This window comes from Curtobacterium sp. ABR8, assembly GCF_057812125.1.
This window is the reverse complement of the sequence record NZ_CM173818.1, coordinates 1,440,810-1,453,752: the sequence shown is the minus strand read 5'-3', so window position 1 is coordinate 1,453,752 and position 12,943 is coordinate 1,440,810. Positions and strand designations below refer to the sequence as shown.

Below are 12,943 nucleotides of genomic sequence, written 5' to 3'. Positions count from 1 at the left end.
TCGGACACACCGGGTTCCCGCTACGGTTCATCCATGGCGAACGACCACTACTTCTCCGCGAACCCGTCATCGGACACCCGCGAACGCCAGATCGACGTCACCCTCGCCGGTCGGCCGCTCACGCTGACCACCGCGGCAGGGGTCTTCAGCCCGGACGGCCTCGACCGCGGCACACGCGTGCTGCTCGGTGCCGTCCCGCCGCCCGCGCACGACGGCGCCCTGCTCGACGTCGGCTGCGGCTGGGGGCCGATCGCGATCACGATGGCGCTGCACTCCCCCGACGCCCAAGTGTGGGGCGTCGACGTCAACGAGCGCGTGCTCGGGCTGGCGCGCTCGAACGCCGAGGCGGCCGGAACCACCAACGTCACGATCGCCCTGCCCGATGACGTGCCGGCCGACCTGCGGTTCCGGACGATCTGGTCGAACCCGCCCATCCGCGTCGGCAAGGACGAGCTGCACGAGATCCTGCTGACCTGGCTGCCCCGGCTCGAGGTCGAGGGCGATGCCTGGTTGGTGGTGTCGAAGGACCTCGGGGGCGACTCGTTGCAGAAGTGGCTCGTCGGCGCGCTCGGCACCGGGTTCCACGTCGCCCGGGCGTCCACGGACAAGGGGTTCCGCGTCATCCGCGTGCGCCGGACGGCGTAGGGACGGCACCGAGCGCCGGCGTCAGACCGTCAGGTCCCCGGAGAACACGAGCTCGGCCGGCCCGGACAACGACACGTGCTCGCCGTCCTCCGCCGCGAACATCCGAACCGTCACGACCCCGCCCGGCACCCGTACGCGCCAGGTGTCCGGCGCGCCGGAGCCCACCCAGTACCGCGTCGCCAGGGCCGCTGCCACCGCACCGGTCCCGCACGACAGCGTCTCGCCGCTGCCCCGCTCGTGCACCCGCATCGTGATCTCGCCGACGCCGTCGTTGATGAGTGGGTCGCCGGGCAGCACGAACTCGACGTTGGCGCCGTGTTCGGGCGCCGGGTCGAGCACCGGCAGGAAGGTCAGGTCGAGGTCGGCGAGTTCGTCCTCGGTCGCGACGGCGACGACGACGTGCGGGTTGCCCACGTCGATACCGATCCCGGGACGAGCACCGTCGAGGTTCTTGGCGCGCACCATGACGTCGTCGGAGCCGCCGTCCTCGATGCCGAGCCCCCACCGGCCGAGGTCGGCAGCGAAGCCGTTCGTGGTGCGCTGGATGTCGACGAGGCCCTTGCGGCTGCCGACGGTCAGCGTCTCGCCGGGCGCCAGCTCGACCAGGCCGGACTCGGTCAGGTAGCGCGCGAACACCCGGATCCCGTTGCCGCACATCTCGGCGACCGTGCCGTCGGCGTTGTGGTAGTCCATGAACCAGGTCGCGGCGGGTTCGACGGCCACCAGGGCGCGCCCCTCGGGGATCGCCTCGGACCGCACCGCACGGATCACGCCGTCGCCGCCCACGCCGAAGCGTCGGTCCGCGATGGCGCGGATCCGCTCGGGGGTCAGGTCGACGGTGGCGTCGGGGTCGGCGAACAGGACGAAGTCGTTGCCGGTCCCCTGGCCCTTGGTGAAGTGCAGCTCGGTCACGGGACGATCCTACGGGCCAGTTCCGACAGGTCCCCGCGGTCCGCTCCGGTGACGTCGAGGGTCTCGGCGTCGGCGTAGCGGCGGAACCAGGACACCTGCCGCCGCGCGTACTTGCGCGTCGCGATGCCGGTCGCCCCGACCGCGGCCTCGACCGTGGAGCTCCCCCGCAGCACGTCGAGCGCCTGCGAGTACCCGATCGCGGCCCGCGCGGTCCTGCCCTGCTCGATGCCCTGCTCGCGCAGCGCTGCGACCTCGTCGACGAGCCCGGCGGCGAACATGCCCGCCGCGCGCGCGTGCAGCGCCGCGACGAGTTGCTCGCGGTCCCGTCGCAGGTGCAGGATCCGGGACGGTCGCCACGCGCGGGGCGCGGACGGGAGGCTCGGGGTCACGACCTCGGATCGGCTCGCGATCTCGAGTGCGCGGATCAACCGCCGTGGATTGCGTGCGTCGATCGCCGCTGCGGCTGCCGGGTCCATGCCGCGCAGCCGTTCGAGCAGGATGCCCGGACCGAGCTCGTCGTGCTCGCGTTCGAGCCGCGCGCGGAGTTCGGGGTCGGTGCCGGGGAACGCCAGGTCGAACAGCACCGACGACACGTAGAGCCCGCTGCCGCCGACGAGCACGGCGACGCCACCGTCGGCCCGGATCCGGTCGACCTCGGCTCGGGCAGCGACCTGGTAAGCGGCGACGCTCGCCTCGTCGGTGACGTCGAGGACGTCGAGTTGGTGGTGCGGGATGCCGTGCCGTTCGTCGAGCGACAGCTTCGCGGTGCCGATGTCCATGCCGCGGTACAGCTGCATGGCGTCGGCGTTGACGATCTCGGCGTTCCGGCCGGCGGCGCGGAGGCGTTCGGCGATGGCGATACCGAGGTCGGACTTGCCCGTCCCCGTCGCACCGATGACCGCGATCAGCTCCGCAGCGGCAGCGCCACCGGCAGTGGCGGCCGGCAGGTCAGCGCCCGACACGGAGCGTGGGCAGCCCGAGCGACACCGGGCGTGGGCCGTCGCCGGGCGCCGCCGGCGTCGGCACACCGCAGCTCTCGGCCTCGGCACGGTCCCAGGCGTCACCCGCCCGGGTGCGTCGGATGCGCAGCGGAGCATCGTCGTCGGCGATGAGGAAGTGCGGAGCAGCCCGGGTGATCTGGACGGTGACGACGTCACCGGGACGCGGGACCGCGGAGCCCTCCGGCACGGCGAAGTGCACGAGCCTCGAGTCCTCGGCGCGTCCGGACAATCGGCGAGTGGCGTCGTCCTTCCGCCCTTCGCCCGTCGCGACCAGCACCTCGACGCTCCGGCCGACCTGCGCCGCGTTCTCCTCGGCGGTGATGCGTTCCTGCAGGGCGACGAGCCGCTCGTACCGCTCCTGCACGACCTGCTTCGGCAGTTGGTCGTCCATCGTCGCCGCGGGGGTGCCGGGGCGGATCGAGTACTGGAAGGTGAAGGCGCTGGCGAACCGTGCCTGCTCCACGACGCGGAGCGTGTCCGCGAAGTCCGCTTCGGTCTCGCCGGGGAACCCGACGATGATGTCGGTGGAGATGGCAGCGTTCGGGATCTTCGCGCGCACCCGGTCGAGGATGCCGAGGAACCGCTCGCTCCGGTAGCTGCGGCGCATCGCCTTGAGCACCCGATCCGAGCCGGACTGCAACGGCATGTGCAGCTGCGGCATCACGTTCGGGGTCTCGGCCATGGCGTCGATGACGTCGTCGGTGAAGGCCGCCGGGTGCGGGCTCGTGAAGCGGATGCGCTCGAGGCCGTCGATGGTGCCGGCCGCGCGCAGCAGCTTGCCGAAGGCCTGGCGATCGCCGAACTCGACTCCGTACGAGTTCACGTTCTGTCCGAGCAGGGTGACCTCGATCGCACCGTCGTCCACGAGCGCCTGGATCTCGGCGAGGACGTCTCCGGGGCGGCGGTCCTTCTCCTTGCCGCGGAGCGACGGGACGATGCAGAACGTGCAGGTGTTGTTGCAGCCGACCGAGATCGACACCCACCCGCTGTGGGTCGAGTCACGCTTGGTGGGCAGCGTCGACGGGAACACGTCGAGCGCCTCGAGGATCTCGATCTGTGCTTCGTCGTTGTGCCGTGCACGCTCGAGCAGCGTCGGCAGTGACCCCATGTTGTGCGTCCCGAAGACGACGTCGACCCACGGCGCCTTCTCGAGGATGACGTTCTTGTCCTTCTGCGCCAGGCACCCACCGACGGCGATCTGCATGCCCGGGTGGTCGCGCTTGATGCCGGCGAGCTGCCCGAGGTTGCCGTACAGGCGGTTGTCGGCGTTCTCGCGCACCGCACAGGTGTTGATCACGACGACGTCGGCCTGCTCGCCGTCCGCCGCCGTGTAGCCCGCCGCCTGCAGCGACCCGCTCAGTCGCTCGGAGTCGTGGACGTTCATCTGGCACCCGTAGGTGCGGACTTCGTAGGTGCGCTGGCGCGCTGCGACGGTGGCCATGGTCGTCCCAGTGTAGGTCGGAGCGACTACTCGAAGCGCACGGTCCCGCGGCCCGTCGGAGGCCGACGTCCGCCGCCGTCGAGGGCGCGCTGGACGGCGATGCGCACCACGCCCGAGCCGTAGCCCTTGCGCATCAGGAAGCCGGACAACCGACGCTCGGCGGTCGCTCGGTCGAGCCCGCGCATCTGCGGCGCACGCTTGTCGGCGAGCTCCTGGGCGCGGATGAACTCGTCGTCCTCGTCGTCGGCGGCTTCGTCGAGCGCGGTGTCGATCGCGATCTGGTCGATGCCGCGTCGCCGGAGCTCGGTCACGACGCCCTGCCGCCCGAGACCCTTGCGGGCGTGCAGGCGGTCCACCAGGTCGGTGGCGAGGGCGACGTCGTCGAGCAGCCCGACGCCGGTCAGGCGTTCGATCTCGTGCTCGACCACGTCGGGGTCGAGGTCCTGCTGCGTGAGGAGCGTCCGCATCTCGGACTCGCTCACGCCCTTGCGCCCGAGCGCGCGCATGCTGAGCCGCTCGGCGTCGGCGCGCTGTTCGTCGAGCGGACGAGGAGCATCCGCGGGGTCGAGTTCCCCGCCACCGGCGATCGAGAAGACCGATGCCGTGGTGGCGTCCGCGCCGTCGTCGGCGTAGCCGTCCTGCTCGGCCCGAGCGCTCCGGCCGGAGCCGTCACCGATGACCGGCGAGACCCAGTCCGCCTGCGCACGCGGCCCGCGGATCGGCAGTGGGACGGGGGTGTCCGCGTCGTCCTCGAGTACGGGATCCGGGATGTCGGACAGCGGCCGCTCGGGCGTGGGAGGAGGGGTGGGCTCCGCAGGTGCCGGGGCCCGACGACGGGACCTCGCACCGAACAGGTCGGTGACCGGTGCGAGGCCGTCGTCGTCGTGGTCGGTGCTCACGCGCCCTTGCGCTCCGCGAGCTTCGGTGCGATCGACTCGACCGGGGCGTCCTCGGCCTTGGCACCGCCGACGCCGAGCTTGGCGAGGATCTTGCCCTCGATCTCAGCAGCTGTGTCCGGGTTCTGGATCAGGAAGGAACGCGAGTTCTCCTTGCCCTGCCCGAGCTGGTCACCGTCGTAGGTGTACCAGGCACCCGACTTCTTGACGATGCCGTGGTCGACACCGAAGTCGAGCAGCGAGCCTTCGCGCGAGATGCCGACGCCGTACAGGATGTCGAACTCTGCCTGCTTGAAGGGCGGCGCCATCTTGTTCTTGACGACCTTGACGCGTGTGCGGTTACCGACGGCGTCGGTCCCGCTCTTCAGCGTCTCGATGCGACGGATGTCGAGGCGGACGGACGCGTAGAACTTCAGCGCCTTACCGCCAGAGGTGGTCTCCGGGGAACCGAAGAACACACCGATCTTCTCGCGCAGCTGGTTGATGAAGATCATCGTGGTCTGCGTCTGGTTCAGCCCACCGGCGAGCTTGCGCAGGGCCTGTGACATGAGGCGGGCCTGCAGACCGACGTGGGAGTCGCCCATCTCGCCCTCGATCTCGGCGCGCGGCACGAGTGCGGCGACGGAGTCGATGACGATGAGGTCGATCGAGCCGGAGCGGACGAGCATGTCCGCGATCTCGAGCGCCTGCTCGGCGGTGTCCGGCTGCGACACGAGCAGGGCGTCGATGTCGACACCGAGCTTCTTCGCGTACTCCGGGTCGAGCGCGTGCTCGGCGTCGATGAAGGCTGCGATGCCACCGGCGCGCTGGGCGTTGGCGATGGCGTGGATCGTGAGGGTCGTCTTGCCCGACGACTCCGGACCGTAGATCTCGACGATGCGGCCGCGGGGCAGCCCGCCGATGCCGAGCGCGACGTCGAGCGCCACCGACCCGGTCTGGATGACGTTGACGGGGGCCCGTTCGTCCGAACCGAGGCGCATGATCGCACCCTTGCCGAACTGCCTGTCGATCTGTGCGAGTGCGGTCTCGAGGGCCTTTTCGCGGTCTGCCGGTGATGGCATGGGGTGCTCCTTCGTGCTCGTGTTCGGCCGCCTGTAGGCTGTCGCGTCCACGCCGGCCGGTGGTGCAAGGCCGATGGTTCTGCGACAAGGCTTCGGGCTGTTCCCGATGTCCATCAACCTATGGCTGGCCACCGACATCACTGCCGACGGTCACGCGATCTGTGGATGGAACACCCGGGCGACGCCGCTGTGGAGGAACGTACCACCGATCGAACACCCGTTCGAGCAACACGCCGAACAGAGTTTCGGGCGACGGAGCTGGCGCGATCGGAGGAGCACGCGCCTCAGTTCTGCGGCTCGGCCAGCCCCTTGCCGTGCCGCCGGTCCAGCGGGACGTCCTGCGAATCGCACAGCGCATCCCACACCCGGCGGGCGTCGATGCCGGCGTCCAGCGCGTCCACGGCCGAGCGGCCACCGAGGTCCTCGAGCACGACGTCACGGGTGACCACGGATCCGTAGGCCTCGCCGAACACCTGGTCGACGGCACGCCAGAACTCACTCACCCGCATCCACCAAGCCTAGAGCGTCCGCGAACGCAGGGCCTCCCCGCACGCGCGGTACCCCCGGACGCAGAACGCCCCCGCCGGGAGGTTCCGGCGGGGGCGTTCAGTGCGAGGCGCTCAGCGCACCGCGAGGTCGTTGTCGAACTCTGCGACGAGGTCGTCCGGGAGCGTGTCGGGGACGGGAGTGAGTCCCTCGACGATCGCGAGGCGGTCGCCCACCTCGCGCATGATCGTGGAGATGGGGGTGTCCAGCGCATCCGCGACGGACGCGAGGATCTCCGAGCTGGCCTCTTTCTGACCACGCTCGACCTCACTGAGGTACCCGAGTGCCACACTGGCCTTGGACGCGACCTGACGGAGGGTCCGGCCCTTCTGCAAGCGGAAGTCCCGAAGCACATCGCCGATTTCCTGACGAACGAGAACCATGAGAACTCCTCCTCTCTGTCGTCTCCGCGCCCGCCCGATCCGGAGGATCGAGTTCGGGTTCAGCAACTTTAGCGTTGCCGGTTGAAGCATGCTAACCAGGCTGGCTGCCGTCCTGCTGGAGATTGCGTGAGATGTAACCCAGTGGAAACGGGACCTATTCCCGGCCCCGGACCACGGACGACATCCGTGTCAGGAGTTCGGAGACGGACGCCGTCCGGATTGCACCGCGGTCCCCGTCGAGGTGGAGTTCCCAGGCAGTGGCGCCGTCCGCCGACGCGATCCCGACGAACACGGTGCCGACGGGCTTGCCGTCCTGCGGGTCCGGCCCGGCGACCCCGGTCGTGCTGATCCCCCACGTCGCCGGCTCGCCGTCGACGGACAGCGCGGTCCGGACACCGGCAGCCATCTGCCGCGCGACCTCCGGGTCGACGGCGCCGTTGGCGGCCAGCAACTCGGCCGAGACCCCGAGCACGCTGTGCTTGACGGGCGTCGCGTAGGCCACGACTCCCCCGCGCACCACGGCGCTCGCCCCCGGTACACCGACGAGCGTCGACACCACCGATCCGCCGGTGAGCGACTCCGCCACGGCGACGGTCTCACCGCGACGCGTCAGCTCGGCGACCAGGGACTGCGCGATCGCGTCGACCGTGTCGGCCGGACCGGGAGGCACGGTGCCGGTCGCGTCGTCGGCCTGCGTCACGCGGTGGTCCGGTTGTGCTTCCACGCCTGGTACAGGTAGTCGATGCCGCTCAGCACGGTCGCCAGGAAGGCGGCGGTCATCAGGATGCCGTTGACCCAGTGCGCCCAGTCGCCGACGAGCTCCCACCACGGGAACAGTGCCGCCGTCAGGGCGACGGCCTGCAGCACGGTCTTGATCTTGCCGCCGCGGCTGGCCGGGATCACCCGGTCCGACAGCACCGCGAAGCGGAACACCGTGATGCCGATCTCGCGCACCATGATCATCACGGTCACGTACCAGGGCAGTTCCTGCAGGATCGACAGGGCGACGAGCGCGCCGCCGATCAGGACCTTGTCGGCGATGGGGTCGACGAGCTTGCCGAAGTCGGTGACCAGGTTCTGCCGGCGGGCGATGATGCCGTCGGCACTGTCGGTGACGATCGCGACGACGAACACGACCGCGGCCCAGATGCGCAGTGGGCCGTCGTCGCCGGCGTCGGCGAGGAGCAGCACGAAGAACAGCGGCGCCATGAGGATGCGCACCACGGTGATGATGTTCGCGACGTTCGCCGTCGATGCGGGGCCGGGGCCCTTGCGGAGCAGTCGCCCGCGCCAGGGGAACTTCGCGCCGTGTGTCGTGTCCGTGCCGTCCGAGGCGGTCATCGCCTTCACTCCCTGCCCGTCAGTCCCCACGCGTCCTCATCGGGCTCGTCGTGCACTTCATCGTACCCGCGGGTCATGTCGCCCACGGGGTCGGCGCCGTAGCGGTCGCCGTCGTCGCTCGGACCGGGCGCGGGGGCCACGGGCGCCGGAGCGGCGGGGGGCTCCTCGCCACGGAGCTTCGCGAGCACCGCGGGCAGCTGGTCCGCGGTGACGAGCACGTCGCGGGCCTTCGACCCCTCGGACGGACCGACGATGTCGCGGGACTCCATCAGGTCCATCAGGCGACCCGCCTTCGCGAAGCCGACACGGAGCTTGCGCTGCAGCATCGAGGTGGACCCGAACTGCGTCGAGACCACCTGCTCGACCGCCGCGAGGAGCAGCTCGAGGTCGTCGCCGATGTCGGCGTCGATCTCCTTGCGCTCGACCACGGCCTGGACGTCCTGGCGGTACTCGGGCTGGGCTTGCCGCGTGACGTGCTGGACGACCTCGGCGACCTCGCCCTCCTGCACCCAGGCACCCTGTACGCGGAGCGACTTGGACGAGCCCATCGGCAGGAAGAGCGCGTCGCCCTGGCCGATGAGCTTGTCCGCACCGGGCTGGTCGAGGATGACGCGGGAGTCCGTGACGCTGGTGACCGCGAAGGCGATGCGCGAGGGCACGTTCGCCTTGATCAGGCCGGTGATGACGTCCACCGACGGACGCTGCGTCGCGAGCACCAGGTGGATGCCGGCTGCACGGGCGAGCTGGGTGATGCGGACGATCGACTCCTCGACGTCGCGCGGGGCGACGAGCATGAGGTCGGCGAGCTCGTCGACGACGACGAGCAGGTACGGGTACGGCTTGAGCTTCCGCTCGCTGCCCGCCGGCAGGACGATCTCCTCGTTCTCGATCGCCTTGTTGAAGTCGTCGACGTGGCGGAACCCGAACGACGCCAGGTCGTCGTACCGCATGTCCATCTCCTTCACGACCCACTGCAGCGCTTCGGCCGCCTTCTTCGGGTTCGTGATGATGGGCGTGATGAGGTGCGGGACACCCGCGTAGATCGAGAGCTCGACGCGCTTCGGGTCGACCAGCACCATCCGGACCTCGGACGGCTTCGCCCGCATGAGGAGCGACGTGATCATCGAGTTGATGAAGACCGACTTGCCGGAACCGGTCGAACCGGCGACGAGCAGGTGCGGCATCTTCGCCAGGTTCGCGACGACGAAGCCGCCCTCGACGTCCTTGCCGACACCGATCGTCATCGGGTGCTTCGACTTGCGCGCGGCGTTCGAGCGGAGGACATCGCCGAGGGACACGATCTCGCGGTCGGTGTTCGGGATCTCGACGCCGATCGCGCTCTTGCCGGGGATCGGCGAGAGGATGCGGACCTCGTTCGAGGCGACGGCGTAGGACAGGTTCTTCGACAGGGCCGTGACCCGCTCGACCTTGACGCCCGGACCGAGCTCGATCTCGTACCGCGTGACCGTCGGCCCGCGGGAGAACCCGGTGACCTTCGCGTCGACCTTGAACTCGGTGAGCACGCCGGTGATGGCGGCGACGATGTCGTCGTTCGCCTGGCTGCGGGCGACCGAGGGCGTGCCGGAGCTCAGGGTCGTGGCGGCGGGCAGGCGGTACGGCTTCGACGGGTCCTCGTCGGACCCGGCTGCGGCCGCGCTCAGCTCGGCGGCGGCGTCGGCCTCGTCCGGCTCCTCGACGACCTCGGGCTCGGACAGTACCGCAGGCACCGCCGGTCGGATGTCGGCGGTCGGTTCCGGACGCGCGGGGACGTCGGTGCCGAACGCCCGGAGCGCCTGCTCGGCGTCCTGCAGGTCCTGCTCGACGGAGTCGTTGAGGTTGACCGACGCGGGCTCGGCGGGTGTCAGGTCGACCAGGCCGGCCGCGGCGCCGGCGTTCGGGTTCGTGGTCGGTGCGGCCGCCGCGGGAGCAGCCGCAGCCGCGGGCGGGGCCGTCGGAGCGACACCGGTCGCCGGGGGCAGGACGGGGCTGTCGTACGCCGGGTCCTCTTCGCGCCCGGACTTGTTCCGGCGCCACCACGGCACGTTGTCGCCGTCCGCCGCACCCTCGGCAGCGGCCGGCTCGTCGCCGAAGCCGAGGTCGTCGAACAGTTGGAAGTCGGTGTCGCCCTTCTTGCCGCGCTTGGTCGTCTTGGTGCGGGTGGCGGGCGCCGCTGCTGCTGCTTCGACCTCGGGCTCTGCCGCCGGGGCCGGGGCTCCGAACAGGTACGCGTAGAGCTCGTGCAGGCGACGGCCGACCCTGTTCGGCGGCGTCTTGGTGATGATGAAGAGGGAGAGCACGAGCAGCACGACCGCCACGGGAACCGCGACCCACGCGGTCGCGATCGTCACGAGCCAGCCGATCACGACCCAGCCGAGCACCCCGCCGGCCGCGGCCAGCGCGGGCATGCCGTCGGCTGCGCTCGGCTGCCCGCCGAAGACGTGGCAGAGCGAGGCGATGGAGACGAGCAGGATCCCCAGGCCGATGCCGATGCGGGTGTTGTCGTGCACCGAGGCCGGGTGCCGGAACAGCCATCCGGCGAAGACGATCATGATCACCGGCAGCGCGAACGCCAACCGGCCGAACAGTCCACCGAACGTGTAGGCGTCGAGCGCGACGGAAACGTCGTTCGTCGGGTTGAGCCACTCGACGACCGCACCGGCGATGGCCAGCACGAACAGCAGGAACGGGAACCCGTCGCGCCGCTGGTCCTTCTCGAGCGACTCCTTGCCGAGCAGCCGGAACACCGCGCCGACGCCGTGCGCCATCGCGAGCCAGAAGGTCACGAGCGGGTTCTGCTCCCGGAACACCGGTGTCGGTGCAACCTGCGGCAGCTTCTTCGTCGTGGCCTGGGTGCGCGACGAACCACGCGTCCCGTTCCCTCGGGACGACGTGGACGCGCGCGAGCGCGTGGTCGACTTGGTGCCTCCGGCCATGGGCAGAACCCTAATCCCCACTCAGGACAAACCAAGGGAGGCCCGCCGCAGCATCCGTGACGGACGCTGGACGGGCCTCCCGGTCGAGCGAGGAGCTTGCGGGCGCTACGCCTCGATGACCACCGGGACGATCATCGGACGGCGGCGGTGCTTGGTGTTGACCCAGCGGCCGACCGTGCGGCGGACGACCTGAGCGAACGCGTGGGAGTCGCGCGTGCCGTTGGCGGCCGCCTCGGCGATCGCCTTGGCGATCTGCGGACGGACGTCGTCGAACACGGAGTCGTCCTCGGCGAAGCCGCGCGACTGGATCTCCGGGCCGATGACGCACTGGCCGGTGGTGAAGTCCACCGCGGCGAAGACCGAGATGAAGCCCTCCTCCGACAGGACACGGCGGTCCTTGAGGTCGGCGTCGGTGATCTCGCCCACGGTCGAGCCGTCGACGTACACGTAGCCGATGTCGAGCTGCCCGGCGACCGTCGCGACGCCGTCCTTCAGGTCGACGACGATGCCGTCCTGCCCGAGGATCACGTTGCGCGGCGGCACACCCGTCTGGATCGCCAGGTCGGCGTTCGCGTACAGGTGGCGGTGCTCGCCGTGGACCGGCAGGACGTTGCGCGGACGCAGGATGTTGTAGCAGTAGAGCAGTTCGCCGGCCGAGGCGTGTCCGGAGACGTGCACCTTGGCGTTGCCCTTGTGCACGACCTTCGCGCCGAGCTTCGTCAGCCCGTCGATGACGCGGTACACGGCGTTCTCGTTGCCGGGGATGAGGGACGACGCGAGGATGACGGTGTCGCCCTCGCCGATCTCGATCTGGTGCTCGAGGTTCGCCATCCGCGCGAGCACGGCCATCGGCTCGCCCTGGGACCCGGTCGACATGTAGACGATCTGGTCGTCGGGGACGTTCTTCGCCTTCTTCGTGTCGATGAGGACGTTCTCGGGCACCCGGAGGTAGCCGAGGTCGGCGGCGATGGTCATGTTGCGGATCATCGAGCGCCCCATGAACGCGACCTTGCGGTTCGCGGCCGCGGCGGCGTCGAGGACCTGCTGCACACGGTGTACGTGCGACGAGAAGCTCGCCACGACGACCTTCTTGCGTGCCCGCATGATGATGTTCTCGAGCACCGGTCCGATGTCCCGCTCGGGCGCGGTGAAGCCCGGCACGTCGGCGTTCGTCGAGTCCGGCAGGAACAGGTCGACGCCGGCCTCACCGAGACGCGCGAACGCACGGAGGTCGGTGATGCGGTCGTCCAGCGGGAGCTGGTCCATCTTGAAGTCGCCCGTGTGCAGGACACGACCGGCGGGGGTCGTGATCGCGACGGCGAGGGCGTCCGGGATGGAGTGGTTCACGGCGACGAACTCGAGGTGGAACGGGCCGAGCTGTTCCGTCTGGTCCTCGGCCACGACGAGCGTGTACGGCTTGATCCGGTGTTCCTTGAGCTTCGCCTCGACGAGCGCGAGGGTCAGCGTGGAGCCGATCAGCGGGATGTCGTCGCGGAGCTTCAGCAGGTACGGGACGGCGCCGATGTGGTCCTCGTGACCGTGCGTGAGCACGACACCGAGGACGTCGTCGAGGCGGTCACGGATCGGCGCGAAGTCCGGCAGGATCAGGTCGACCCCGGGCTGGTGCTCCTCGGGGAAGAGCACGCCGGCGTCGACGATGAGCAGCTTGCCCTCGTACTCGTAGACGGTCATGTTGCGACCGATCTCGCCGAGTCCCCCGATGGGGACGACGCGGAGGGTGCCGGGTTCGAGCGGCTGCGGTGTGGAGACTTGTGTGGGCATTC

At 70.2% G+C, this 12,943-nt stretch carries 12 protein-coding genes; 1 reads left to right on the top strand and 11 read right to left on the bottom strand.

Annotation, left to right across the window (positions count from 1 at the left end):
* Positions 1-33: 33 nt before the first annotated feature.
* The gene (locus tag ACXKZB_RS07030; protein WP_488825354.1) at positions 34-645 is read left to right on the top strand and encodes a class I SAM-dependent methyltransferase; all 612 of its coding nucleotides are present in this window, start codon (positions 34-36) and stop codon (positions 643-645) included.
* 21 nt (positions 646-666) lie between these two features.
* Here the strand turns inward: ACXKZB_RS07030 and dapF are convergent, their stop codons facing one another.
* From dapF to ACXKZB_RS06975, 11 genes are all read right to left on the bottom strand, one after another.
* Entirely contained in the window at positions 667-1,557 is an 891-nt protein-coding gene (dapF, locus tag ACXKZB_RS07025; RefSeq protein ID WP_111084599.1) for a diaminopimelate epimerase, read from the bottom strand.
* Positions 1,554-2,519, bottom strand: coding sequence for a tRNA (adenosine(37)-N6)-dimethylallyltransferase MiaA (gene miaA / locus ACXKZB_RS07020; protein WP_488825352.1), 966 nt, complete (start codon positions 2,517-2,519; stop codon positions 1,554-1,556). The genes dapF and miaA overlap by 4 nt, the downstream gene beginning before the upstream one ends.
* A complete protein-coding gene (miaB, locus tag ACXKZB_RS07015; RefSeq protein WP_340196211.1) occupies positions 2,506-3,999 on the bottom strand; it encodes a tRNA (N6-isopentenyl adenosine(37)-C2)-methylthiotransferase MiaB in 1,494 nt (497 codons plus the stop codon). The genes miaA and miaB overlap by 14 nt, the downstream gene beginning before the upstream one ends.
* Positions 4,000-4,025: 26 nt before the next feature.
* Positions 4,026-4,898: a regulatory protein RecX gene (locus ACXKZB_RS07010; RefSeq protein ID WP_488825351.1), complete on the bottom strand. Its 873-nt coding sequence runs from the start codon at positions 4,896-4,898 to the stop codon at positions 4,026-4,028.
* A complete protein-coding gene (recA, locus tag ACXKZB_RS07005) occupies positions 4,895-5,956 on the bottom strand; it encodes a recombinase RecA (RefSeq protein WP_123313535.1) in 1,062 nt (353 codons plus the stop codon). The genes ACXKZB_RS07010 and recA overlap by 4 nt, the downstream gene beginning before the upstream one ends.
* 284 nt (positions 5,957-6,240) lie before the next feature.
* A complete protein-coding gene (locus ACXKZB_RS07000) occupies positions 6,241-6,465 on the bottom strand; it encodes a DUF3046 domain-containing protein (RefSeq protein ID WP_123313534.1) in 225 nt (74 codons plus the stop codon).
* Positions 6,466-6,576: 111 nt separating this feature from the next.
* Positions 6,577-6,885 carry a helix-turn-helix domain-containing protein gene (locus ACXKZB_RS06995; RefSeq protein ID WP_027464765.1) on the bottom strand — a complete coding sequence of 103 codons (309 nt, stop codon included), beginning with the start codon at positions 6,883-6,885 and terminating at the stop codon, positions 6,577-6,579.
* Positions 6,886-7,039: 154 nt separating this feature from the next.
* Positions 7,040-7,555, bottom strand: coding sequence for a CinA family protein (locus ACXKZB_RS06990; protein ID WP_396291108.1), 516 nt, complete (start codon positions 7,553-7,555; stop codon positions 7,040-7,042).
* Between the two features lie 26 nt (positions 7,556-7,581).
* Positions 7,582-8,226, bottom strand: coding sequence for a CDP-diacylglycerol--glycerol-3-phosphate 3-phosphatidyltransferase (pgsA, locus tag ACXKZB_RS06985; RefSeq protein ID WP_488825350.1), 645 nt, complete (start codon positions 8,224-8,226; stop codon positions 7,582-7,584).
* Positions 8,227-8,231: 5 nt separating this feature from the next.
* Positions 8,232-11,159, bottom strand: a complete 2,928-nt coding sequence (locus ACXKZB_RS06980) for an FtsK/SpoIIIE family DNA translocase (protein WP_488825348.1) — start codon at positions 11,157-11,159, stop codon at positions 8,232-8,234.
* Positions 11,160-11,264: 105 nt separating this feature from the next.
* Positions 11,265-12,941 carry a ribonuclease J gene (locus tag ACXKZB_RS06975; protein WP_488825347.1) on the bottom strand — a complete coding sequence of 559 codons (1,677 nt, stop codon included), beginning with the start codon at positions 12,939-12,941 and terminating at the stop codon, positions 11,265-11,267.
* Positions 12,942-12,943 lie beyond the last annotated feature (2 nt).

Bases quoted from the DNA above. Each gene is read 5' to 3' on its own strand.
- ACXKZB_RS06980 (WP_488825348.1), bottom strand. From the start codon at position 11,159: ATGGCCGGAGGCACCAAGTCGACCACGCGCTCGCGCGCGTCCACGTCG.
- recA (WP_123313535.1), bottom strand. From the start codon at position 5,956: ATGCCATCACCGGCAGACCGCGAAAAGGCCCTCGAGACCGCACTCGCA.
- ACXKZB_RS06975 (WP_488825347.1), bottom strand. From the start codon at position 12,941: ATGCCCACACAAGTCTCCACACCGCAGCCGCTCGAACCCGGCACCCTC.
- ACXKZB_RS07030 (WP_488825354.1), top strand. From the start codon at position 34: ATGGCGAACGACCACTACTTCTCCGCGAACCCGTCATCGGACACCCGC.
- pgsA (WP_488825350.1), bottom strand. From the start codon at position 8,226: ATGACCGCCTCGGACGGCACGGACACGACACACGGCGCGAAGTTCCCC.
- ACXKZB_RS07000 (WP_123313534.1), bottom strand. From the start codon at position 6,465: ATGCGGGTGAGTGAGTTCTGGCGTGCCGTCGACCAGGTGTTCGGCGAG.
- miaB (WP_340196211.1), bottom strand. From the start codon at position 3,999: ATGGCCACCGTCGCAGCGCGCCAGCGCACCTACGAAGTCCGCACCTAC.
- ACXKZB_RS06995 (WP_027464765.1), bottom strand. From the start codon at position 6,885: ATGGTTCTCGTTCGTCAGGAAATCGGCGATGTGCTTCGGGACTTCCGC.